At 71.4% G+C, this 22,202-nt stretch carries 17 protein-coding genes; 11 read left to right on the top strand and 6 right to left on the bottom strand.

Features of this window, described 5'->3' with window-relative positions:
- Positions 1 to 49: 49 nt before the first annotated feature.
- A complete protein-coding gene (locus SCNRRL3882_RS35345; RefSeq protein ID WP_010040918.1) occupies positions 50 to 1,126 on the top strand; it encodes an NAD(P)-binding domain-containing protein in 1,077 nt (358 codons plus the stop codon).
- Positions 1,127 to 1,138: 12 nt separating this feature from the next.
- On the opposite strand, the gene mltG is transcribed toward SCNRRL3882_RS35345, so the two are convergent.
- Both mltG and SCNRRL3882_RS35335 read right to left on the bottom strand, forming a co-directional pair.
- A complete protein-coding gene (gene mltG, locus SCNRRL3882_RS35340) occupies positions 1,139 to 1,984 on the bottom strand; it encodes an endolytic transglycosylase MltG (RefSeq protein ID WP_010040920.1) in 846 nt (281 codons plus the stop codon).
- A gap of 43 nt (positions 1,985 to 2,027) precedes the next feature.
- Positions 2,028 to 3,830 (bottom strand): ABC transporter ATP-binding protein, encoded by a 1,803-nt coding sequence (locus SCNRRL3882_RS35335; protein WP_010040921.1) that lies wholly within the window; start codon positions 3,828 to 3,830, stop codon positions 2,028 to 2,030.
- A gap of 104 nt (positions 3,831 to 3,934) precedes the next feature.
- On the opposite strand from SCNRRL3882_RS35335, the gene SCNRRL3882_RS35330 reads away from it, so the two are divergent.
- Positions 3,935 to 4,384 carry a MarR family winged helix-turn-helix transcriptional regulator gene (locus SCNRRL3882_RS35330; RefSeq protein ID WP_010040923.1) on the top strand — a complete coding sequence of 150 codons (450 nt, stop codon included), beginning with the start codon at positions 3,935 to 3,937 and terminating at the stop codon, positions 4,382 to 4,384.
- A gap of 109 nt (positions 4,385 to 4,493) precedes the next feature.
- On the opposite strand, the gene SCNRRL3882_RS35325 is transcribed toward SCNRRL3882_RS35330, so the two are convergent.
- Both SCNRRL3882_RS35325 and SCNRRL3882_RS35320 read right to left on the bottom strand, forming a co-directional pair.
- On the bottom strand, positions 4,494 to 5,906 hold the full coding sequence (locus SCNRRL3882_RS35325) for a C4-dicarboxylate transporter DctA (protein WP_010040926.1): 1,413 nt from the start codon (positions 5,904 to 5,906) through the stop codon (positions 4,494 to 4,496).
- Between the two features lie 175 nt (positions 5,907 to 6,081).
- Positions 6,082 to 7,689 (bottom strand): peptide-N4-asparagine amidase, encoded by a 1,608-nt coding sequence (locus tag SCNRRL3882_RS35320; protein WP_010040929.1) that lies wholly within the window; start codon positions 7,687 to 7,689, stop codon positions 6,082 to 6,084.
- 200 nt (positions 7,690 to 7,889) lie between these two features.
- Here SCNRRL3882_RS35320 and SCNRRL3882_RS35315 point away from each other — a divergent pair, with 200 nt between their 5' ends.
- From SCNRRL3882_RS35315 to SCNRRL3882_RS35300, 4 genes are all read left to right on the top strand, one after another.
- Positions 7,890 to 9,695, top strand: a complete 1,806-nt coding sequence (locus tag SCNRRL3882_RS35315; protein ID WP_010040930.1) for an ABC transporter ATP-binding protein — start codon at positions 7,890 to 7,892, stop codon at positions 9,693 to 9,695.
- Complete coding sequence (locus SCNRRL3882_RS35310) at positions 9,692 to 11,473, top strand: ABC transporter ATP-binding protein (protein WP_010040931.1); 1,782 nt, start codon at positions 9,692 to 9,694, stop codon at positions 11,471 to 11,473. Before SCNRRL3882_RS35315 ends, SCNRRL3882_RS35310 begins: the two co-directional genes overlap by 4 nt.
- Positions 11,474 to 11,676: 203 nt before the next feature.
- A complete protein-coding gene (locus SCNRRL3882_RS35305; protein ID WP_010040932.1) occupies positions 11,677 to 12,147 on the top strand; it encodes a DUF5709 domain-containing protein in 471 nt (156 codons plus the stop codon).
- 35 nt (positions 12,148 to 12,182) lie between these two features.
- Entirely contained in the window at positions 12,183 to 12,428 is a 246-nt protein-coding gene (locus tag SCNRRL3882_RS35300; RefSeq protein ID WP_010040933.1) for a type B 50S ribosomal protein L31, read from the top strand.
- Positions 12,429 to 12,456: 28 nt separating this feature from the next.
- Here the strand turns inward: SCNRRL3882_RS35300 and SCNRRL3882_RS35295 are convergent, their stop codons facing one another.
- Positions 12,457 to 13,251: a metal-dependent hydrolase gene (locus SCNRRL3882_RS35295; protein ID WP_010040935.1), complete on the bottom strand. Its 795-nt coding sequence runs from the start codon at positions 13,249 to 13,251 to the stop codon at positions 12,457 to 12,459.
- Between the two features lie 145 nt (positions 13,252 to 13,396).
- Here SCNRRL3882_RS35295 and SCNRRL3882_RS35290 point away from each other — a divergent pair, with 145 nt between their 5' ends.
- Both SCNRRL3882_RS35290 and SCNRRL3882_RS35285 read left to right on the top strand, forming a co-directional pair.
- Positions 13,397 to 15,910, top strand: a complete 2,514-nt coding sequence (locus tag SCNRRL3882_RS35290) for a DEAD/DEAH box helicase (RefSeq protein WP_010040937.1) — start codon at positions 13,397 to 13,399, stop codon at positions 15,908 to 15,910.
- 37 nt (positions 15,911 to 15,947) lie between these two features.
- Entirely contained in the window at positions 15,948 to 16,820 is an 873-nt protein-coding gene (locus SCNRRL3882_RS35285; protein WP_010040939.1) for an acyl-CoA thioesterase, read from the top strand.
- Between the two features lie 62 nt (positions 16,821 to 16,882).
- Here the strand turns inward: SCNRRL3882_RS35285 and SCNRRL3882_RS35280 are convergent, their stop codons facing one another.
- Positions 16,883 to 17,836, bottom strand: coding sequence for a LysR family transcriptional regulator (locus SCNRRL3882_RS35280; protein WP_010040942.1), 954 nt, complete (start codon positions 17,834 to 17,836; stop codon positions 16,883 to 16,885).
- Positions 17,837 to 18,005: 169 nt separating this feature from the next.
- Between SCNRRL3882_RS35280 and SCNRRL3882_RS35275 the strand changes: the two genes are divergently transcribed.
- From SCNRRL3882_RS35275 to SCNRRL3882_RS35265, 3 genes are all read left to right on the top strand, one after another.
- A complete protein-coding gene (locus tag SCNRRL3882_RS35275) occupies positions 18,006 to 19,139 on the top strand; it encodes a PrpF domain-containing protein (RefSeq protein WP_010040943.1) in 1,134 nt (377 codons plus the stop codon).
- Positions 19,140 to 19,243: 104 nt separating this feature from the next.
- Positions 19,244 to 20,497, top strand: coding sequence for an SLC13 family permease (locus tag SCNRRL3882_RS35270; protein ID WP_202459069.1), 1,254 nt, complete (start codon positions 19,244 to 19,246; stop codon positions 20,495 to 20,497).
- A 311-nt stretch (positions 20,498 to 20,808) separates the two neighbouring features.
- The gene (locus tag SCNRRL3882_RS35265; RefSeq protein ID WP_010040947.1) at positions 20,809 to 22,122 is read left to right on the top strand and encodes a prolyl oligopeptidase family serine peptidase; all 1,314 of its coding nucleotides are present in this window, start codon (positions 20,809 to 20,811) and stop codon (positions 22,120 to 22,122) included.
- The last annotated feature ends 80 nt before the right edge of the window (positions 22,123 to 22,202 follow it).

Below are 22,202 nucleotides of genomic sequence, written 5' to 3'. Positions count from 1 at the left end.
CCGGCAGAAGGCCGGGAAGATCGACGCCCCCGGCACGGTTAGTAGAAGCGTGAACAACACACGCGAGGTCGAGGTAGTCGTCACAGGCGCTGGTCAGGCCGGTCTGGCCGGCGCCTATCACCTGCGGCGAGCCGGTTTCGAGCCGGACCGCGACTTCGTCGTGCTGGACCACTCCCCCGGTCCCGGCGGCGCGTGGCAGTTCCGCTGGCCGTCGCTGACGTACGGCAAGGTGCACGGGATGCACGCACTGCCGGGGATGGAGCTCACGGACGCGGATCCGGCGCGGCCGTCCGCCGAGGTGATCAGCGACTACTTCGACCGGTACGAGCGGACCTTCGACCTGCGGGTGCGGCGCCCCGTCGATGTGCGGGCCGTACGCGAGGGGCCCGGCGGGCGGCTGCTGGTGGAGACCTCGGAGGGTGTGTGGTCGACGCGGGCGCTGATCAACGCGACGGGTACGTGGGACCGGCCGTTCTGGCCGCGCTACCCGGGCCAGGAGACCTTCCGCGGGCGGCAGTTGCACACCGCGCAGTACCCCGGGCCGGAGGCGTTCGCCGGGCAGCGGGTCGTCGTGGTGGGGGGTGGCGCCTCGGGCACGCAGCATCTGCTGGAGATCGCCCCGTACGCGGCGGCCACCACCTGGGTGACCCGGCGCCCGCCCGTCTTCCGTGAGGGCCCCTTCGACGAGAACGCGGGCCGGGCGGCCGTCGCGCTCGTCGAGGAACGGGTACGGCAGGGGCTGCCGCCCAGGAGTGTCGTCTCGGTCACCGGGCTGCCGCTCAACGACGCGATCCGGCGGGGCATCGAGGACGGGGTGCTCGACCGGCAGCCGATGTTCGACCGCATCACGCCGACGGGAGTGGACTGGAAGGACGGCCGCCACGTCGACGCCGACGTCATCCTCTGGGCCACCGGCTTCCGCGCCGCCATCGACCACCTCACCCCGCTGCGTCTGCGCGAGCCGGGCGGCGGCATCCGCCTGGAGGGCACACGCGCGGCCGCCGATCCGCGTATCCACCTCGTCGGCTACGGCCCGTCGGCCAGCACCATCGGCGCCAACCGTGCCGGCCGCGCCGCCGTCCGCGACATCAGGCGCCTGCTGGCGCAGGAGCCGGTCGCCGCGTGACGCCCTGGCGGGTCATCCGGCCGCCCGCGCGTCGCCCTTCCTCTGGTGGGTGTTGAACTCCGCGACGTTCCGCTGGTGTTCCGCGTAGTCCGCGGTGAAGCGGGTGTCGCCCGGGCGGACCGTGACGAAGTACAGCCAGTCGCCCGGGGGTGGGTTGACGGCGGCGCGCATGGCCTCCTCGCCGGGGTTGTCGATGGGGGTGGGGGGCAGGCCCATGCGCTGGTAGGAGTTGTAGGGGCTGTCGATCCGGGTGTCGCTCTCCGTGGTGCGGAGGGTGGAGCGGCCGAGCGCGTAGTTGATGGTGGAGTCCATCTGGAGCGGCATGCCGCGTTCGAGGCGGTTGAAGACGACCCGGGCGACCTTGCCCATGTCGGCCTTGGTGGCCGCCTCCGCCTGGACGATGCTCGCGATGGTGACGGCCTGGTAGACGTTCATGGCGTTGCGCTGCGCCCCCGCGGCGATGGGAGCGCCGTCGAACTTCTCGTTCGCCGTGTCGACCATCAGTGCCAGGAGCTCCTGCGGGGTCGTCTTCTCCCGGAGGGGATAGGCCGCCGGGAAGAGGTAGCCCTCCGGGTTGCCCTCGGCGTCGTTCGGCAGTTTGAGGGCCGCCTTCGCCAGGGACTTCTTCGTGCTGCCGGGAGGCAGGGCGAGGGCCTTGTCGACGGCGGCGTAGACCTGGCTCGCGCGCCAGCCCTCCGGGATCACCAGGGTCGCGGGCCGGCCGTGCTCCTCGGGCCGCAGGATCAGCAGCGGCACCGCCACGGCGGTGCCCACCACGACCGCTCCGGTCGCGACGAGGGCGATGCGGCCCCGGCGCGTCAGTCGAATCGTGCTCCGTGGCGGAGTGTTCTTCTGCATGCGGGCACGGTAACCCGTATATCGTCACAAACCCGGCATATTTTCATCTTGTCGGTTCCAGTTGAGCGTCTCGGCGTACGAGCGCCGCATACCGGCCGTGCCGCTCCAGCAGTTCCTCGTGCGTACCGAGTTCGACCGCGCGCCCCGAGTCGAGGACCACGATCTGGTCGGCGCCCCGGACGGTGGACAGCCGGTGGGCGATGGTGAGCGTGGTGCGGTTCGCCGACAGCGCGTCGATGGCGTCCTGCACGGCCGCCTCGGTCCGGGTGTCCAGCGCGCTGGTGGCCTCGTCGAGGATGAGGACCGGCGGGTCGCGCAGGATCGTGCGGGCGATGGCCAGGCGCTGCTTCTCACCGCCGGAGAAGCGGTGGCCGCGCTCACCCACGACGGTGTCGTAGCCGTCGGGCAGGGACGCGATGTGGTCGTGGATCTGCGCCGCCTTCGCCGCCTGGTACAGCTCCTCGTCGGTGGCGTCGGGCTTGGCGAAACGCAGGTTGTCGGCGACCGAGGCGTGGAAGAGGTACGTCTCCTGCGAGACGACGCCGACCGCGCGCGCCAGGGTGTCGAAGTCGAGGTCGCGGACGTCGACCCCGTCGAGGGTGACGCGTCCGCCCGTCACGTCGTAGAGGCGGGGCACGAGGTAGCCGAGCGTGGACTTTCCGGCGCCGGTCGGGCCGACGATCGCGAGGCTGCCGCCCGCCGGGACGGTGAGGTCGATGCCGTCGAGGACCGCGCCGCCCTTGTCGTCGTAGCCGAAGGAGACGTCCTCGAAGCGGACCTCGCCCTTCACGCGGTCGAGGCGGACCGGGTCCGCGCGCTCGGTGATGTCGATCGGCAGGTCGAGGTATTCGAAGATGCGCTGGAAGAGGGCGAGCGAGGTCTGGATCTGCACACCCGTCGACAGCAGGCTCACGGCCGGGCGGAACAGGCCCTGCTGGAGCGAGACGAAGGCGACGATCGTGCCGATGGAGACCTCGGGGCCGCCCAGTTGGAGGGCCATGCCGGCGGTCCAGTAGATGACGGCGGGCAGGGCGGCCATGACGATCGTGATGACGGCCATGCGCCAGCGGCCGGCCATGTTCGACCGCACTTCCAGGTCGACGAGCTCCTCGGACTCCTCGGCGAAGGACTTCGTCAGCGAGTCGGAGCGTCCCATCGTGCGGCCGAGCAGGATGCCGCTGACGGAGAGCGACTCGGTGACCGTGGCGGCCATGGCGGCCATCTGCTTCTGGCGCTGGGTGGTGATCTTCCGCCGTTCGTTGCCCACGCGGCGGCTGATCCACACGAACACCGGCAGCAACAGCAGAGAGACGACGGTCAGGCGCCAGTCGAGGGCCACCATCGCGACGATCGTGGCCACCACGCTGGTGAAGTTGGAGACCAGGGAGGTCGCCGTGGAGGTGACGGTGGCCTGCATGCCGCCGATGTCGTTGGCGATGCGGGACTGCACCTCGCCCGTGCGCGTGCGCGTGAAGAAGGCGAGGGACATGCGCTGGAGGCGCCCGTAGACGGCGGTGCGCAGATCGTGCATGACGCGCTGGCCGACCGTCGTGGAGATCAGTGTCTGCAGCACGCCGAAGACGCTGGTGAGGACGGCGCTGAGGATCATGCCGAGGGCGAGCAGGCTGAGCAGGCCCGTACGCCCCTGGGGGATCGCGACGTCGAGGATCTCCTTCAGCAGGAACGGCGTGGCGACCGAGACCAGCGACGCGGCGCCGACCAGCAGGCCGACGATGGCGAGGCGGCCCCGGTAGGGGCGGAAGAGCCGGAGGATGCGGCGGACCTGCCGGGGTTGTTCCTTCGCGTCGGCGGGTGCGCTCCAGGGGGCTTCGTGGTCGGGATGCATGGGCTCCTTCGGGAGAGCGGTACGGGCGGGCCAGGGCGGCGGGTCGGATCGTAGCTCATTGTTACCTATACTCACAATGAACATCATCCTGATATTGTTCCCGCATGACCTCCCCCGATTCCGACGGCCTGCTCGCCGAGCAGTTGCTGCGGCTCACCCGCCGGGTGCACCGCATCCAGAAGCGCCATCTGGAGCAACGCGACCTCGGCATCACACCGGCCCAGTCCCGGTTGCTGCGCACCCTCGCGCACTGGGGTTCGCCGCCGCGCATGGCCGACCTGGCCGAGCGTCTGGAAGTCGTGCCGCGGGCCGTGACGACCCTGGTCGACGGGCTGGAGGCGAGCGGCAAGGTGCGGCGGGTCCCGGACCCGGCGAACCGGCGGGTGATCCGCATCGAGCTCACGGACGACGGGCGGGGCGCGCTGCGCGAGCTGCGGGCGGCGCGCAGGTCGGCCGCGGAGGAGATCCTCGCCCCGCTGACGGAGGAACAGCGCGAGGCGCTCGGGGGGCTGCTGAACACGTTGATCGACGGAACGCCGGTGCGTTCCGGCTGACGGTCGGCGCGTTCCTGCTGACGGGCCAGGAAAACCCACGACGGGCCGCGGCCACCGCTCCTCATGCCGGAGCGGTGGCCGCGGCCCCTTCGATTTCGGTCGGTTTCGGTCAACCGACCTCGGGAGCGGGTTCCTTGGGCTTCTGGGCGGGGATGCCCGGCGCCGGGGTTTCGGCCGCCGTCGGCTCGACCGCCCGGGCCTCGTCGCCGTCACCGCCGTCCGGCGGGCCCGTCTCCTCCCCGTCGAGCGTCTTCTTGGCCCGCTCGATGTCCAGGGCACCCTCCCAGCGGGACACCGCGAAGACGGCGACGCAGTTGCCGAGCAGGTTCGTGACGACGCGCATCGAGTCCATGATGCGGTCCACGCCGAGCAGCAGGGCGACGGCTCCGGCCGGGATGGCGCCCAGGGACGAGGCGGTCGCGGACAGGGCGAGGAACGCCGAACCGGGGATGCCCGCCATGCCCTTGCTGGTCAGCATCAGCACCAGGACCACGGTGATCTGCTGGCCCAGGCTCAGATCCACGCCCACGGCCTGGGCGATGAACAGTGTGCCGATGGACAGGTAGAGCGAGGCTCCGTCGAGGTTGAAGGAGTAGCCCGTGGGCAGCACCAGACCCACCGCGTCGTCGCGGGCACCGGCCCGGCGCAGCTTCTGCATCACGCGCGGCATGACCGACTCGGTGGACGCGGTGCCGAGCGCCAGCAGCATCTCCTCGCGGATGTAGCGCAGGAACTTCCAGAGACTGAGCCCCGTCACCATCCGCAGGGCGACGGCGAGCAGCACGACGAACAGCGCGGCCGCCACGTAGCAGAGCACGATGAGCTTGGCGTACGTCTTCATCACGCCCAGCCCGTAGTTGCCGACCAGGTGGGCCATCGCGCCGAACACCGCGAGCGGGGCGAGCCGCATGATGAACCCGACGACCGTGAAGATCACTTCCTGGGCCTGGTCGATGGCGGGCAGGATCTTCGGCACCTTGGTGTGTCCGAGGTGCAGCAGGGCCGCGCCCACCAGGCAGGCCAGGATGAGGACTTGGAGCAGTTCGTTCTCGGCGAAGGCGCCGACGAAACTCTCGGGCAGGGCGTTGAGGACGAACTCGGTCGTCGAGGGCAGATGCCCACCGCCCGTCGTCTGGTTCACCGCGGCGGCGTCCAGCGAGGAGGGGTCGACGTTCATGCCCTTGCCGGGCCCGACGACGTTGGCGGCGACCAGGCCGATGACCAGGGCGGCGGTGGAGGCCACCTCGAACCAGATGAGGGCCTTGACCCCGATCCGGCCGAACGCCTTCAGGTCACCGGCCTTGGCGATGCCGACGACGACCACGCAGAACACCAGAGGCGAGATCACCGTCTTGATGAGCCGGGTGAAACCGTCGCCGAGCGGCTGGAAAGCCGTGGCCGTATCCGGCCACAGCTTCCCGACGACGATTCCGAGGACGAGCGCGCAGAGGACCTGCGCGAAGAGTGAGGTACGCAGGGTGCGTGCGACGCGCCGCGACAGGGACGGTACCGACGGTGGCACGGGGCCTCCTAGGGGGACGGGACACACAGAGGCCGGAGGGGACTTCTGCGATACGGAAAGCGGCTTCCGTAGCCGTACACTCTGGAGGCTGTCTTGATCGCGCACAAGACCGCAACGTTTCAGCCATGTAAAAGCGTCCTAAGTGACGTATGTCACACGCACCCCAGGGACCCCCTCAGCAACGGCGGCGGTCCTCCGTGAGCACCCCCTGCACGGTGGTCAGTGTGCGGTCGTAGCAGCCGTGCGTGCCGTACAGCCGGTAGCGCTCGCTCGTCGTGCCGACCGCGTGCCGCTGGTCGCGGGGCACGTTCGCCGTGTACGTGGCGTCGCCCGTGTACGAGTCGTCGAGCCGCGACCACGCCGTACGCCGGCCGCCGCGCGTCTCGACGGCCGTGGCCCGGTCGCCGAGGGTCAGCACGGTGCGCAGCCGGTCGCCCGCGCCGAGGGTGGTCGTGCCGTCCATCGTGTACGTCCGGTGCGTGCGAGCGGTGCGGGCCGGTCCGCGTCCGTCGACGGTCACCGACTCGTCGTCGGTCCACGTGGCCGTGAGGGCGTCGGTCGTCTCGCCGTCCGTCCAGCGGTGCTCGGAGGTGTGGGCGAGCGAACGGCCGACGGTGGTCGTGACGCGGCCGTGCGAGGTGTCGACGTACCCCGCGACGGTCAGCCGGTGGGCGCCCTCGGTGTCGACCCGGTGGTCCGGACCGGGCGTGTACGCCGAGGAGTCGGCGAGGTCGCCCGCCTTGTGCGCGGTGAGCTTCCCGGGAACGTGGGCACGCTGCTCGTCCTGCCAGACCAGGACGTTCACGGGGGTGCTCCAGCCGGTCCGCCCCTCGGGCACGCCGACGACCGAGACCTCGACGCGGTGCGGGCGGCCGTCGTTGAGGAGCCCGGCGAAGGGGGTGAGGTCGTAGGTGATCGGCTTGATGTCGAAGGCGCGCGGGCCCGGGATCACGTACCAGAGGAACGGGTTGGACCAGCCGCCGGTCCACACGGTGGGAAACGGTGCGGCGATGCCCGCGAGCCGGCCGTCCACGCGGATCTGCACCTCGCGGTAGGGGCCTCGGCCCGCCTTGCAGGAGTACGGCGCCGGGTCGGGCACGGTCAGGTACCAGTACTCCTCGCAGCCGCCGCCGGAGCCGGTGGCGTACACCTCGGCGACGACGCGTTCGCTGTTGCGCGGGGTCGTGAGGGTGGTCGCGCCGTCCGCCCCTTGGTCGAGGGTGAGGACCCGGTCGGGGCTCCCCCCGTCGGGGCGGCCCCCGTAGAAGGTCAGCGTGACCTTGACGTCGAGGACGCCCGTGTAGGTGTCGTCGACGACGTTCCCGATGAGCATCTCGACGTCCTGGCGGCTGCGGAAGGTGTCGCCGTAGCGGGTGACGTCCTTCTCCACCGACCACTCGATGCCGTCGGGCGAGGGCTGCGGTGTCGACGTACGGAGGATCTCGACCCCGCCGACGTGCAGATGGCCGAGCCGGTCGTACTGGCGCCCCTTGACCTTGCCGTCGAGCCGCAGCACCACCTTGCTCCAGCGGTCGCCGCAGTCGCCGGGCGGGGTGTACGTGCCCCGGTACGGGGTGAAGTCGCGGAACTGCGCCCGGACCAGGGTGACTTCGCAGGACCGGCCTCCGGGCTTCGGGACGGGCGGGGCGGCCGTCACCGGGTCGTGCCAGTCGGTGCCGAACTCGGCGGGGACGTCGGCCGCACGGGCGGGACCGGTCCCGAGGAGGGTGCTCGCCAGAAGGGTCGCTCCGGCAAGCATGGACATGACGATCCGTCTCTTCATGGGCGGTGTTCTACGGGGAGTCTCACCGCCTCCGCAATGAGCACCGGCCCGCCGAGGCGCCCTGTTCCCTCCCCTGTCGGCCGGTTCCGTTCGGTGGGTGGAAAACCTGTTGCCTCCGACCACGTGACGACGCGAACCTGTCACGGTTTGTTGCCGTCGGCCGAACCCCCATCCCCCCTGACACGAGCCACTGGGACGTCATGCAGATTCAAGACCTTCCGTACCCCGACCCGGGCGTGCCGGACGCGCGTTCGGGTCCCCGATTCCTGTGGTGGCTCTTCCGCAATCAGCTGGACGGGCAGCTCAAGTCGCTGGCCTGGGGGCTGCTGCACTTCGCCTCCGTCGCCGCGCTGCCGTTCTGCGTCGGTGTCGCCGTCCAGGCCGTCGTCGACCGCTCCGGCGGGCAACTCGCCCTGGCGGGCGGCCTGCTGGTGCTGGCCTGCGTCGGCAACGCCGTCGGCGACACCTTCCTGCACCGCACCGCCGTCACCAACTGGATCACGGCCGCCGCCCGCGTCCAGCAACTGCTCGCCCGCAAGGCCGCCCAGTTGGGCTCGGCGCTGACCCGGCGCGTCGCGGCCGGTGAGGTCGTGGCCGTCTCCACGGGTGACGTCGAGAAGATCGGCTGGTTCGTGGAGGCCTGGTCGCGGTTCACCGCGGCTCTGGTCACCATCGTGCTGGTCTGCGCCGCACTGCTCGTCTACCAGCCCGCGCTCGGCGTGGTCGTCGCCGTGGGCCTGCCCGTGCTGGCCCTCGCCGTGCTGCCGCTGCTGCCCCGCGCCACCCGGCGTGCCGACGTGCAGCGCGAGAAGGCCGGACGCGCCACCGAACTTGCCTCGGACACCGTCGCCGGTCTGCGCGTGCTGCGCGGCATCGGCGGTGAGGAACTCTTCCTCGATCGCTACCGCCGCGCCTCCCAGGAGGTCCGGCACGCGGCGGTGCGCAGCGCCCGGATGTGGTCCCTGATCTCCGCGATCCAGGTCCTGCTGCCGGGGCTGCTGCTCATCGCCGTCGTCTGGTACGGCGTGCACCTGGCGCGCCAGGGCCGGATCACCGTCGGTGAACTGGTCACCGTCTACAGCTCGGTGATGGTCCTCACCTATCCGCTGCGGCACTTCGAGGAGATCGCCATGGCGTACTCCTTCTCCCGGCCGTCCGCCAAACGGGCCGCGGGCGTGCTGTCGCTGGAGCGGGCCACGGACACCGCCGGGTCACTTGGGGCCGGCCTCCCGTCCGGAGACCTGTACGACCCGGACACCGGGCTGCTCGCCGACGCCGGCCTGTTCACCGCCGTGGTGTGCGGCGACCCGGACGCGGCCGGCCGGCTGGCGGAACGGCTGGGCGGGCATCCTCCGCAGGAGGGCACCTCGGTACTGCTGGGCGGTGTGCCGCTCGACGAACTCCCGCTGGACTGTGCCCGTACGGCCGTCCTCGTCCAGGACAAGGACCCCGTGCTGCTGTCCGGCTCGCTGCGCGAACTGCTCGACGTACCCGCGTCGGGCGCTGTCGAACCGCGGGCTGCACTGGCCGCCGCGCAGTGCGACGACGTGCTGGCGGCGCTGGTGCAGGGGTCGGTGGACGCCGCCGACCCGATGGACGCCCGGATCACCGAACGCGGCCGTTCCCTGTCCGGCGGCCAGCGCCAGCGGCTCGCGCTCGCCCGGTCGCTGATCACGGACCCGGAGGTGCTCGTCCTGGACGAGCCGACCTCGGCCGTCGACTCGCACACCGAGGCGCGGATCGCGCAGGGCGTGCGGGAGCTGCGCGCGGGGCGCACGACCGTGGTGTTCACCTCCTCGCCGCTGCTGCTGGACCGCGCCGACCGGGTCGTGTTCCTGCACGACGGCGAGGTCGCGGCGACCGGCACGCATCGCGAGCTGCTGCACACCGAACCCGGCTACCGGGCCGTCGTCACCCGCGAGACGGACGACGAGGCCGCGCTGAGCGGTTCCGTCGCCCTGAAGGACGTACTGCAGGAACTGGAAGAGATCGAGGAGAAGGCATGATCGGCGTGGCGCCACCGGCGTACGACCCGGCGGCCCCGACGACGGCGAACACCCTGCCGGTCGGTGCCCCCACGACCGTCCGCGCCTACGTGGCCGAACTGCTGCGCCGGCACCGCCGGGCGTTCCTGCTGCTCGTCGGCGTCAACACGGTCGCCGTCGTCGCCTCGATGGCCGGTCCGTGGCTGCTGGGCGGAGTCGTGGAGCGGGTGTCCGACGGAGCGCGGGACCTGCGGCTGGAACTCACCGCGGGGCTGTTCGTGGCGGCGCTGGCCGTCCAGGCCCTGTTCGTCCGCCAGGTGCGGCTGCGCGGCGCGATGCTCGGCGAGCGGATGCTGGCCGACCTGCGCGAGGACTTCCTCGTACGGTCGGTCGGGCTGCCGCCCGGTGTGCTGGAGCGGGCCGGGACCGGCGATCTGCTGTCACGGATCACCACGGACATCGACCGGCTGGCCAACGCCATGCGCGAGGCCGTGCCGCAGTTGTCGATCGGCGTGGTGTGGGTGGTGCTGCTGATGGGCGGGCTGGTCGTCACGGCGCCGCCGCTGGCGCTCGCCGTGCTGCTCGCCCTGCCGCTGCTGATCGTCGGCTGCCGCTGGTACTTCCGGCGGGCACCGGCCGCCTACCGCTCGGAGGCCGCCGGGTACGCCGCCGTGGCCGCCGCGCTCGCCGAGACCGTGGACGCCGGGCGCACCGTCGAGGCGCACCGCCTCGGCGACCGGCGCGTCGCGTTGTCGGAGCGCCGGATCAGGGAATGGACGGCCTGGGAGCGCTACACGCTGTGGCTGCGGTCGGTCCTCTTCCCGGTCATCAACGTCACCCACGTGACCGTGCTGGCCTCGGTCCTCCTGGTCGGCGGCGTGTTCGCACTGCACGGCTGGATCGACGTCGGCCAGCTCACCACGGGCGCGCTGATCGCCCAGATGCTCGTCGACCCGGTGGGCATGATCCTGCGCTGGTACGACGAGCTCCAGGTGGCCCAGGTGTCGCTGGCCCGGCTCGTCGGGGTCCGGGACATCGAGCCGGACGCCGGCGACCCCTCCGTGTCCCCCGACGGACGCCATGTGCACGCCGACCGGGTGCACTTCGGCTACCTGGAGGGGGTGGACGTCCTGCGCAAGGTGTCCCTGCAGGTGTCCCCCGGCACCCGGCTGGCCCTGGTCGGCCCGTCGGGTGCGGGCAAGTCGACGCTGGGCCGGCTGCTCGCCGGCATCTACGCGCCCCGGGACGGCCGGATCACCCTGGGCAGCGCCGAGCTGTCCCGGATGCCGGCGGAGCGCGTTCGCGCCCATGTCGCCCTCGTCAACCAGGAGCACCACGTCTTCGTTGGCTCCCTGCGCGACAACCTCCGGCTCGCCCGGACCGGCGCCGGCGACGCCGAGCTGTGGGCGGCGCTGGGCGCGGTCGACGCGGACGACTGGGCCCGGGCGCTCGACGACGGGCTGGACACCGAGGTCGGCTCGGGCGGCCTGACGCTCACCCCCGCCCAGGCCCAGCAGATCGCCCTGGCCCGCCTGGTGCTGGCGGACCCGCACACCCTGGTGCTGGACGAGGCGACGTCCCTGCTCGACCCGCGCGCCGCCCGCCACCTGGAACGATCCCTCGCCAAGGTCCTCGACGGCCGCACCGTCGTCGCCATCGCCCACCGCCTCCACACCGCCCACGACGCGGACGTCATCGCCGTCGTCGAGAACGGCCGCATCAGCGAACTGGGCAGCCACGAGGAACTGGTGGCGGCGGACGGGGCGTATGCGGCGTTGTGGAGGTCCTGGCACGGGTGAGCGGGCTAGGGGCCCGGGACAGGCGGAACCGTGGGGTCCGTGGCGTTGCGCGGTCCTGAGCCGGGGTGGAAGGCTGGAATCAGGCACCGGCTCGGGGAACGCCCTGGAACCAGCGGTTCCGGGCGGCGCCAGTGCTCCGTGCGGCGGCGGCCCGGCGCGGGCACCGTTGAGAGCGGGCCCGTCCCCACCCCCTGGAGGTACCCGTGAACAGCTCCGACGGCTGGGGAGACGATGTCTACCAGCCGGACCAAGACGAGCAGAGGGAGGACACGGGGCTGCTCGACACCGAGGACACCCTGGAGAACGACGGCGTCGACGATCCCCTGGACCGGGGCTGGTCCCCTCCCGAGCGGCCCTGGGCCGTCGAGCACCTCGGCGTGACGGCGGCCGAGCGGCGGCGGGGGGAGACGCTGGACCAGCGGCTCGCCGAGGAGCTGCCGGAACCCGTCGCGCCGGACGGTGACGGTCTCGGGGACTGCCAGGGCACCGACGGGGAACTCCTGGACAACGAGGTCGGCGCCGCCCGCTCCGGCCGGCTGGTGGCCCCCGACGAGGGCGCGCACGAGGACGAGGAGAGCGCGCTGGTCGCCATGGACGTGGGCATCGACGGCGCGGCGGCGTCGGCCGAGGAGGCAGCCGTGCACATCGTCGACGAGGACACCCTGTCCGGCTGATCGCAAGCCCGACCCGAGCCGCACGAGGAGCATCCATGCAGCAGGACAAGCACCCCGACTACCACCCCGTCGTCTTCCGCGACCGGGCCGCCGGTTACGCGTTCCTGACCCGGTCCACCGCGACCAGCGACCAGACCATCGAGTGGGACGACGGCGAGACCTACCCGGTCGTGGACGTGGAGATCTCCTCGGAGAGCCACCCCTTCTACACGGGCAAGGCCCGCACGGTGGACTCGGAGGGCCGGGTCGCCGCGTTCGAGCGGCGGTACGGCGGCGGCTGAGCCTCGCCTGCAACGGTCCGGTCGGCGCTCAGATCACGTTGAGCGCCGCCGCGCAGCCCACCCCGCCGAGCAGCATGAACACCGGCATCAGCACCCTGAGCTCGACCCAGCTGCCCGCCCGGAACCGCATGACCTTCGGCGGCCCGACCGGGTACCAGCGCTTGCGCCCCACCGGTATGGGCCACAGGATCGGGCAGCCCGAGACGGTGAGCGCGTCCCCGAGGTCGTGCACGATCGCACCCAGCACGACCGGCAGCCCGAGCCAGAGGTACTCCTGGCCCGGCGCCGTGAACAGCCAGTCCGCGCCGTTGCCCGGCTTGTCCAGGACGCCCGCGAGGATCCACGCGGTGGCCGCGGCCAGCAGCCACACCAGGACGTCGCTGCTGGAGCCGCGCGCCGCCCGCCACAGCAGACCTTCGATGGCCAGCACCAAGTGCACGAAGAGGATCGCCAGCACTCCCCAGCGGTCGCTGGTGATCGCCACGACCGAGGTGCCCGCACCGATCAGGACCGCCCACAGCCAGGTGTGTGTGAGCGTCCGGTGCCCGCCGGAGCGACGCGGGTCGCCCTGCTTCTTGGTGGCCTTGTAGACGGCGTACGACAGCTTGTCGACGATCTCGCACAGCCAGCGCGACAGCGGTCCGAAGGACCGGGAGATGGTGGCCGCCTTGTGGTCGAGGTCCGGGGCGAGCGCGGCACCGGCGCAGATCAGGGCGCCGACGAGGAGGACCGGCCAGGGCATCGGGTGCCCGGCCGCGGCGGCCGCCGCACCGACGCCGAGCCAGGCGGCGGCGCCCGACAGTGAGTGTGCTGGTCCCATCATCGGCGTTGCCCGCCCCATTCCTCGTGTACCGCTGTCCAGTTGACCGGCGCCCTGACATCCCGTCGGCGACACAGCGTAGCGTTCGCGATCTTCGCGCCCGCAGCCGATTCCCGCATCGGGCGGGAGGCCAGGCAAGATGGGGGGCGTGACCCTCATCGATCAGCTGCCGCGGACCGCCGACCCCGACGCCCTGTACGAAGCCTTCGAGTCGTGGGCCGGTGAGCGGGGTCTCACGCTCTATCCCCACCAGGAGGAGGCGCTGATCGAGGTGGTCTCCGGCGCGAACGTGATCGTGTCGACGCCCACCGGGTCCGGCAAGAGCATGATCGCGGCGGGTGCGCACTTCGCCGCTCTGGCCCGGGACGAGGTCACCTTCTACACCGCCCCGATCAAGGCGCTGGTGTCGGAGAAGTTCTTCGAACTGTGCAAGATCTTCGGCACGGAGAACGTCGGCATGCTCACCGGCGACGCCTCCGTCAACGCCGACGCCCCCGTGATCTGCTGCACCGCCGAGGTGCTCGCGTCGATCGCGCTGCGCGACGGCAAGGACGCGGACGTCGGCCAGGTCGTGATGGACGAGTTCCACTTCTACGCGGAGGGCGACCGCGGCTGGGCGTGGCAGATCCCGATCCTGGAGCTGCCGCAGGCGCAGTTCGTGCTGATGTCGGCGACGCTCGGCGACGTCTCCTTCTTCGAGAAGGACCTCACCCGCCGCACCGGCCGCCCGACCGCGGTGGTCCGCTCGGCGACCCGTCCCGTGCCCCTGTCGTACGAGTACCGGTACACGCCGCTCACGGAGACGCTCACCGACCTGCTGGCGGCCCGGCAGGCACCCGTCTACATCGTGCACTTCACGCAGGCGCAGGCCGTGGAGCGGGCGCAGGCGCTGATGAGCATCAACATGTGCTCGCGGGAGGAGAAGGAGCAGATCGCCGAGCTGATCGGCAACTTCCGCTTCACCACCAAGTTCGGCCGCAACCTCTCCCGCTACGTCCGGCACGGCATCGGCGTCCACCACGCCGGCATGCTGCCCAAGTACCGCCGCCTGGTGGAGAAGCTGGCGCAGGCCGGCCTGCTGAAGGTCATCTGCGGCACGGACACCCTGGGCGTGGGCGTCAACGTGCCCATCCGCACGGTGCTGTTCACGGCCCTCACCAAGTACGACGGCACCCGCGTACGCACCCTGCGCGCCCGGGAGTTCCACCAGATCGCGGGGCGCGCCGGGCGGGCCGGTTACGACACGGAGGGCTTCGTCGTCGCGCAGGCGCCCGAGCACGTCGTCGAGAACGAGAAGGCCCTCGCCAAGGCCGGTGACGATCCGAAGAAGCGCCGCAAGGTCGTCCGCAAGAAGGCCCCCGAGGGCTTCGTCGCGTGGTCGGAGCAGACCTTCGAGAAGCTCATCGCCTCCGAACCGGAGCCGCTGACCTCCCGGTTCCGGGTGACGCACACGATGCTGCTGTCGGTGATCGCCCGCCCCGGCAACGCCTTCGAGGCGATGCGCCACCTGCTGGAGGACAACCACGAGCCGCGCAAGCAGCAGTTGCGGCACATCCGCCGGGCCATCGCGATCTACCGTTCGCTGCTGGACGGCGGCATCGTCGAGAAGCTCGACGAGCCGGACGCGACCGGCCGCATCGTCCGCCTCACCGTCGACCTCCAGCAGGACTTCGCGCTCAACCAGCCGTTGTCCACGTTCGCACTGGCCGCGTTCGAGCTGCTGGACCCCGAATCGCCGTCGTACGCGCTCGACATGGTGTCCGTGGTGGAGTCCACCCTGGACGACCCGCGGCAGATCCTCGCCGCCCAGCAGAACAAGGCGCGCGGCGAGGCCGTGGCCGCGATGAAGGCGGACGGCGTCGAGTACGAGGAGCGCATGGAGCGCCTCCAGGACATCACGTACCCGAAGCCGCTGGAGGAGCTGCTCTTCCACGCGTACAACACGTACCGCAAGAGCCACCCCTGGGTCGGTGACCATCCGCTGTCGCCGAAGTCGGTCATCCGCGACATGTACGAACGGGCGCTGTCGTTCACCGAGTTGGTGTCCCACTACGAGCTGGCCCGCACCGAGGGCATCGTGCTGCGCTACCTCGCCAGCGCCTACAAGGCCCTCGACCACACCGTCCCGGACGACCTCAAGTCCGAGGACCTCGAGGACCTGATCGAGTGGCTGGGCGAGATGGTGCGCCAGGTCGACTCCAGCCTGCTGGACGAGTGGGAGCAGCTCGCCAACCCGGAGGAGATGACCGCCGAGGAGGCCCAGGAGAAGGCCGACGAGGTCAAACCGGTCACCGCCAACGCGCGTGCCTTCCGCGTCCTGGTCCGCAACGCCATGTTCCGCCGGGTCGAGCTCGCCGCCCTGGACCAGGTCGGGGAACTGGGCGAGATGGACGCGGAGTCCGGCTGGGACGCCGACGCGTGGGGCGAGGCGATGGACAAGTACTGGGACGAGTACGACGACCTCGGCACCGGCCCCGACGCCCGCGGCCCCAAGCTGCTGCTCATCGAGGAGGAGCCGGAGAACGCCCTGTGGCGGGTCCGGCAGATCTTCCACGATCCCAACGGCGACCACGACTGGGGCATCAGCGCGGAGGTCGACCTCACCGCCTCCGACGCGGAGGGCCGCGCGGTCGTCCGGGTCACCGACGTCGGCCAGCTGTGAACGGCCGGGCAGCAGCGAGCACAGGAGAATCCCACCGATGACGACGAACCCGGCCGAGAGACTGGTCGACCTGCTCGATCTGGAGCAGATCGAGGTCAACATCTTCCGTGGCCGCAGCCCGCAGGAATCCCTCCAGCGGGTGTTCGGCGGCCAGGTGGCGGGCCAGGCCATGGTCGCCGCCGGCCGCACCACGGACGGTGACCGTCCCGTGCACTCGCTGCACGCGTACTTCCTGCGCCCGGGCATCCCGGGCGTGCCGATCGTCTACCAGGTCGAGCGGGTGCGCGACGGGCGGTCGTTCACGACCCGCCGGGTCACGGCCGTGCAGCAGGGCCGTACGATCTTCAATCTCACCGCCTCCTTCCACAAGCCGGAGGAGGGCGGCTTCGAGCACCAGCTGCCGCCCGCCCGCAAGGTCCCGGACCCGGAGTCCCTGCCCACGGTCACGGACGAGATCCGGGAGCATCTGGGCGCGCTGCCCGAGCAGTTGGAGCGGATGGCCCGCCGCCAGCCCTTCGACATCCGCTATGTGGACCGGCTGCGCTGGACCACCGAGGAGGTCGCGGACGCCGAGCCGCGCAGCGCCGTGTGGATGCGCGCGGTCGGGCCGCTCGGCGACGACCCGCTCGTGCACACCTGCGCCCTCACCTACGCCAGCGACATGACCCTCCTGGACGCCGTCCGCATCCCGGTCGAGCCGCTGTGGGGCCCGCGGGGCTTCGACATGGCGTCCCTGGACCACGCCATGTGGTTCCACCGCCCGTTCCGCGCGGACGACTGGCTGCTGTACGACCAGGAGTCGCCGATCGCGGTGGGCGGCAGGGGCCTGGCACGTGGGCGGATCTACGACCGCGAGGGGCAACTGGTCGTTTCGGTCGTTCAGGAGGGGCTCTTCCGCAGGCTGGGCTGATCTCCCACGAGGCCGATGTCCCCGCCGACCGCGTTGGAGCCGACGAGGACGTCGACGTGCCGTCAGCCCCGTCGGACCGCGCCGAGCTGGGCTCGGTGCAGGCCGGGGGCGGCAAACCGCTGCGCCACCGTGCGCAGCACGCGAGCCATGGCCTGCGCGGGCGGGGTGGCGGGGCGGGCTTGGGCGCGGGTGAGGAGGATGCGGCGGGTGGGGGCGGGCACGTCGGAGGCGAACGGCAGGAGGCGGACGTCGCTGCGGCGGCTGGTGAGGGCAAGGCGGGGCGCGAGGGCGATGCCGAGTCCGGCGGCGACCATGGCCTGGGCCTCCTGGTAGTCGTGCGAGGAGTAGGCGATGCGCGGCTCGAACCCTGCCTGACGGCAGCTGCGGCGCAGGACGTCGGCGACGGGATGGTTGTCGGCACGAATGATCCACTCCTGGTCCGCGAGGTCGCCGAGGCGCACGGAGGGGCGTGCGCGCAACGGTGAGTCGGCGGGAACGACCAGCACCGTGGGGTCGTCGAGGAGGTGGGTCAGCGTGAGCGCCGGATCGTCGAGGCGGTTCCATTCGTAGTCCCAGAGCAGGGCCTGCTCCACCTCGCCGGTGTGCAGCATCTCGCGGAGCTCCGCGAGGACCCCGGCGCGTACCTCGATACGGACGCCGGCGTGGCGGCGGCGAAATCGGGTGAGCGCGAGCGGCAGCAGGGAGGCGCTCGCCGTGGGGAAGGAACCGAGCCGCAGCGTGCCCTGGTCGAGGGCGGTGAAGGAGTCCAGGTCGGCCTGAGCCGCGCGCAGTTCGCGGCGGATCCTCTGCCCGCGTTCGGCCAGTGCGGCGCCCGCCGGGGTGGGGCGGATACCGCGCGGCAGCCGCTCGATCAGTGGCTGCCCGGCCTCCTGCTCCAGCAGAGACATCTGCTGGGAGGCGGCGGAGGTGGTCATGCCCAGCGCCTCCGCCGCGGCGGTGAGCGAGCCGCGCTCGGTGGCCTCGGTGAGCAGCAGCAGGCGGCGTACGTTCAACATAACGCCGACTTTAGCTCGGCTAAACCCTGGTGAAGCGAACTGCGATTGTTCGCAAGTCACGCCTCTGCGAAGGTCTTCGCCATCGCCGGAGCGGTTCACCGGGCCGCAACCCGCCCGCAACCCGCCTTCCCGGCCCCTCCGCCCCTTTGATCACGGAAGAGCCTCAGACGTGCACACTCCCGCGACCCTGGTGCGTGGCGGCACCAGCAAGTGCTGGCTGTTCAACCAGGTACATGTCCCCGCCGACCGCGCCGAGTTGGAGAAGATGCTGGTCGCCGCGTATGGCGCCGGCGACCCCGTGGAACTGGACGGGGTGGGCGGGGCCACCCCCACCACCTCCAAGGCGGCGATCGTCAGCGCCTCGCCCGAGCCCGGGGTGGACGTCGACTACCTCTTCGCCCAGGTCGGCATCGGCACGGGCGCGGTGGAGTGGACGAGCAACTGCGGCAACTGCGCCACCGGCGTCGCGCTGTACGCGGTGGCGAAGGGCATGGTGCCGATCACCGGTGACCGGACGCGTGTGGTGATGCGCAACACCAACACCGGAGCGGTCCTCGAGGGACTCGTGGACACCACCGGAGGCGTGGTGCACCACTTCGGCCGGCAGACCGTCCCCGGCACCCGCGCCGGCGGTGTCGCCGTCGGCCTCACCTTCCGTGAACCGGCAGGCGGCACGACCGGTTTACTGCTTCCCACCGGCCGGGCCGCAGAGGAACTGCGGGTCGGCACCGCCGGGCCGGTACGGGTGAGCATGGTGGACGCCGGGGCCCCGGTCGTCCTCGTCGACGCCGGCAGCGCCGGTCGCACCGGTGCCGAGACGCTGGAGCGCATGCAGGCGGAGGTCCCCTGGCTGCGCACGGTGCGGCATGCCGCCGCGCCTCTGATGGGCCTGTTCGAACCGGGGCTCCATCCGGGTGCGGAACCCGGCGACGCAGTACCCAAGGTGGGCCTGGTCGGTCCCCCGGTGCCGTACACCACCACTCTCGGCGAACGCGTCGCCTCCGAGGACTACGACATCTCGGTGCGCATGCTCACCATGAACGCCCCCCACCCGGCGGTCGGCCTGACCTCCGCCGTCGCCGTCGCGGCGGCGGGGTTGCTGGAGGACTCCGTGGTCTCCCGGGCCGCCGGAGGTCCCACCGACGAGTGGCTGCGCCTCGGCACCCCCGCCGGCGTGGTCGCGGTCCGCTGCACGGACGTGGCGGACGGCCTGCCTCGCCGCGTCACCGTGCAGCGGGCGGCGCGGCTGCTGGCCGACGCACGCATCTACGTACCGGAAACGGGCAGCCCGCAAGCCGCCTGAACCGGGACGACCGTCACCTCGGGCAGCCGGTCCCCCAGCCGTCCGCACCGGGATTCCCTCGCGCCCTCGGGGCGCGCCACCCCGTCCCCACCGCACCAAGGACAATGATGTCTGCTGAAGTGATATCCATAGGCGCGCTGCTGGTGATGTTCGTGGTCGGCACCGTGCTGCCGATCAACCTGGGCATCCTCGCCTTCGTCGCCACCTTCGCGGTCGGCACCGCCTCGCTCGGCCTCACCGAGGACGAGATCTTCGAGGGATTCCCGGCGAAGCTGTTCGTCACCATCGTCGGGGTCACCTACCTGTTCTCCGTCGCCCGCCGCAACGGCACCATCGACTGGCTCGTCGCGGCCGGGGTACGGCTGGTGCGCGGCAAGACCGCGCTGATCCCCTGGGTGCTGTTCCTGGTCGCCGCGCTGCTGACGGCGTTCGGCACCTTCACCCCGGCGGCGGTCGCGATCCTCGCACCGATCGGCATGAACTTCGCCTACCGCTACAAGCTCAACCCGCTGGTGGTCGGCATGATGGTGATCAGCGGCGGACACGCGGGCGCGTTCTCCCCGCTCGCCGTCTCCGGTGCGCTGGTGCTGGGACTGGTCGACAAGACGGAGCTGCACGTCTCCGCCGTGGCGCTGTTCAGCGCCAGCTTCCTGATCAACCTGGTGCTGTCGGTCCTCACGTACGTGCTGCTCGCCAAGCGCCCCGTGCCACTGGCCGAGGGAGTCGCGGAGACAGCCGACGACGATCTCACCGTCTCCGGCAGGCTCGACTGGCGCCAGTGGCTCACCCTCGCCTGTCTGGTCGCCCTCGTGGTCGGCGCGCTCGGCTTCCATCTGGAGATCGGCTTCCTGGCCCTGGCGGCCGGCGCCCTGCTGGCCCTGGTGGACATGAAGCGGCAGGAGCGGGCCGTGGACGGTGTGAGCTGGTCCACCCTGCTGCTGGTCGCGGGCATGATGACGTACATCGCGATGCTGGAGAAGGCCGGCGTCATCGAGGAGATCTCCGAACGGGCCGCCGGCCTGGGCGCCCCGCTCGTCGTCGCCCTCCTGCTGTGCTTCACCGTGGCCATCACGTCCGCCTTCGCCTCCTCCACCGCGATCCTCACCGCGATCATCCCCATCGCCGTGCCGCTGCTGCTCTCCAGCCACCTCAGCGCCGCCGGGCTGATCGCCGCTCTCGCCGTCTCCACGACGATCGTCGACACCTCCCCCTTCTCCACCAACGGCGCACTCGTGCTGAGCAACGCGCGCGGGGTCGACGCCCGCCGCTTCTACCGCCAGATCATTGGCTACACCGGCGGCATCGTCGCTCTCGGCCCCGTCGTCGCCTGGGGTGCTCTGGTCCTGCCCTGGTCGTAGCGCACGGGACGACGACAGGACAGAGTGCGCCGAGCGTGGTCACACCACGCTCGGCGCGCTCCGCACCAGCCTCGGAACATGGTCCAGACTGATGCGTATGCTGCATGAATATATGCCGGTTCGATGCTGGACGCCGATCGGCTGTCCCTCGGAGACTCTCGCGTAGCACGTCCGTACCGCGCCCCATCGCACCCTCCCCCGCAGGAAGCCCAGGCCACCGGACGACGCGAAGAGGACTCATGCCGAGGATCACCAGACGTAGGGCACTCACCATAGCCGCGAGTGCCGTCACGACGACGGCGGTAACGCCGGTGCCGACCGCTGCGGCGGCCGACGCCATGACAGCGGGGCGGCCCCGCACGCCCCGGCTCAACCCGGTTCTGCGGTGTGACCTGCTCACGCAGGTCACACCGAGGCACAACTGGCTGGTGACGGCCGTCGCCATCCGGTACGCGGCACCCATCGACACGCGCGGTGGCGTGATCCCGCCCTCCGCGTTCCACGTCACCGCGACCGTGGGCAGACAGACCGCGGCCCGCACGGTGACCCGCGTCTACACGAACTCAGCAGCCGAGGTGGACGAGCGGGCCGACCCCGGACGCCCGGGCGACCACCTGATCATCGAGCTGGATCTCCGCGACGCCAACGCGCGGGCCTCCGGGGCGACCGACCCGCTTCCCCTCGACCGCGCCTACGCGGTCAGGCAGGTGGCTGATGTCACGGCGCGCGGCAGCGGCCCGGTGCTCGCCGCGCATCCGTTCGCCATCCGGAACGATGGAGTGCGCACGCCCGTCGTGGACGGCTTCGGCGCCGGATCGTTCACCGACTCCACCGGATTCGGCCTGGACTTCCGCTTCCATCAGCCGGCGGGGTACCTACGGCGCCCCGGGGCGGGCACCCGGTACCCGCTCGTGGTCACCCTGCACGGCGGCGGCGAGGTCGCCGACAACAACATGACCCAGCTCACCGCCAACCGGATCGCGGTCGCCTTCGCCGAGCCCCAACGCCAGTACAAGAACCCGGCATTCGTGCTCGCCCCGCAGATCCCGCTGCCCCGCCCCATGGAGGGGCCGGACGGCACGGACTGGACCGACGCCAAGGTGCAGCGCGCGCTGGTCGAGCTCATCGACGCCGTCACGGCCGAGTACCCGGTCGACGCGGACCGGCTCTATCTCGTCGGCCTGTCGTCCGGGGCGCGGGGAATTCTCCACCTGCTCCCCCAACAGCCCCGCAGGTACGCCGCGGCCGTCGCCACCGCCGGCTGGGGGGACCCCTCCGCCATGGAGAGGATCACACACATCCCGCTGTGGGCCGACCATTCCGTCGACGACCCCGTCGTCCCCTACAAAGACGGGCGCTTCGGCAAACCAGGGACCTGGACGCTGATGAACGCGCTGGAGAACGCCGGCGCCAAGGTCACCCGCGGGGAATGGGGCAACGACTTGCCCCAGGAGCAGTTCGAGGCCCACTCCCGGGCCCTGCTGCGCCGGGCCCGCCGTACGGGCAGCCATGTGCTGTTCACCAGCTACCCGGCCGGCACAACGCCGGTGAACCCGCACGGGTCCTGGGCGCAGACGTACGAGAACGACGTCGTGATCGACTGGCTCTTCGAGCAGTCGCGCTGACCGGCCGGACCTCCCCTGTCCACGACACCCTGTCCGGCACCCGTGGGCCGGACGCGGCGGTGACGACCGCCTGACTCCAC

The sequence above is a fragment of the Streptomyces chartreusis NRRL 3882 genome, from assembly GCF_900236475.1.
Lineage (GTDB): Bacteria > Actinomycetota > Actinomycetes > Streptomycetales > Streptomycetaceae > Streptomyces > Streptomyces chartreusis_D.
The sequence above is the reverse complement of the archived record's forward strand: the minus strand, read 5'-3'. Positions and strand labels throughout refer to the sequence as shown.

Bases quoted from the DNA above. Each gene is read 5' to 3' on its own strand.
- SCNRRL3882_RS35315 (WP_010040930.1), top strand. From the start codon at position 7,890: ATGCAGATTCAAGACCTTCCGTACCCCGACCCGGGCGTGCCGGACGCG.
- SCNRRL3882_RS35280 (WP_010040942.1), bottom strand. From the start codon at position 17,836: ATGTTGAACGTACGCCGCCTGCTGCTGCTCACCGAGGCCACCGAGCGC.
- SCNRRL3882_RS35300 (WP_010040933.1), top strand. From the start codon at position 12,183: ATGCAGCAGGACAAGCACCCCGACTACCACCCCGTCGTCTTCCGCGAC.
- SCNRRL3882_RS35320 (WP_010040929.1), bottom strand. From the start codon at position 7,689: ATGAAGAGACGGATCGTCATGTCCATGCTTGCCGGAGCGACCCTTCTG.
- SCNRRL3882_RS35330 (WP_010040923.1), top strand. From the start codon at position 3,935: ATGACCTCCCCCGATTCCGACGGCCTGCTCGCCGAGCAGTTGCTGCGG.
- mltG (WP_010040920.1), bottom strand. From the start codon at position 1,984: ATGCAGAAGAACACTCCGCCACGGAGCACGATTCGACTGACGCGCCGG.
- SCNRRL3882_RS35285 (WP_010040939.1), top strand. From the start codon at position 15,948: ATGACGACGAACCCGGCCGAGAGACTGGTCGACCTGCTCGATCTGGAG.
- SCNRRL3882_RS35335 (WP_010040921.1), bottom strand. From the start codon at position 3,830: ATGCATCCCGACCACGAAGCCCCCTGGAGCGCACCCGCCGACGCGAAG.
- SCNRRL3882_RS35310 (WP_010040931.1), top strand. From the start codon at position 9,692: ATGATCGGCGTGGCGCCACCGGCGTACGACCCGGCGGCCCCGACGACG.
- SCNRRL3882_RS35295 (WP_010040935.1), bottom strand. From the start codon at position 13,251: ATGATGGGACCAGCACACTCACTGTCGGGCGCCGCCGCCTGGCTCGGC.
- SCNRRL3882_RS35270 (WP_202459069.1), top strand. From the start codon at position 19,244: ATGATGTCTGCTGAAGTGATATCCATAGGCGCGCTGCTGGTGATGTTC.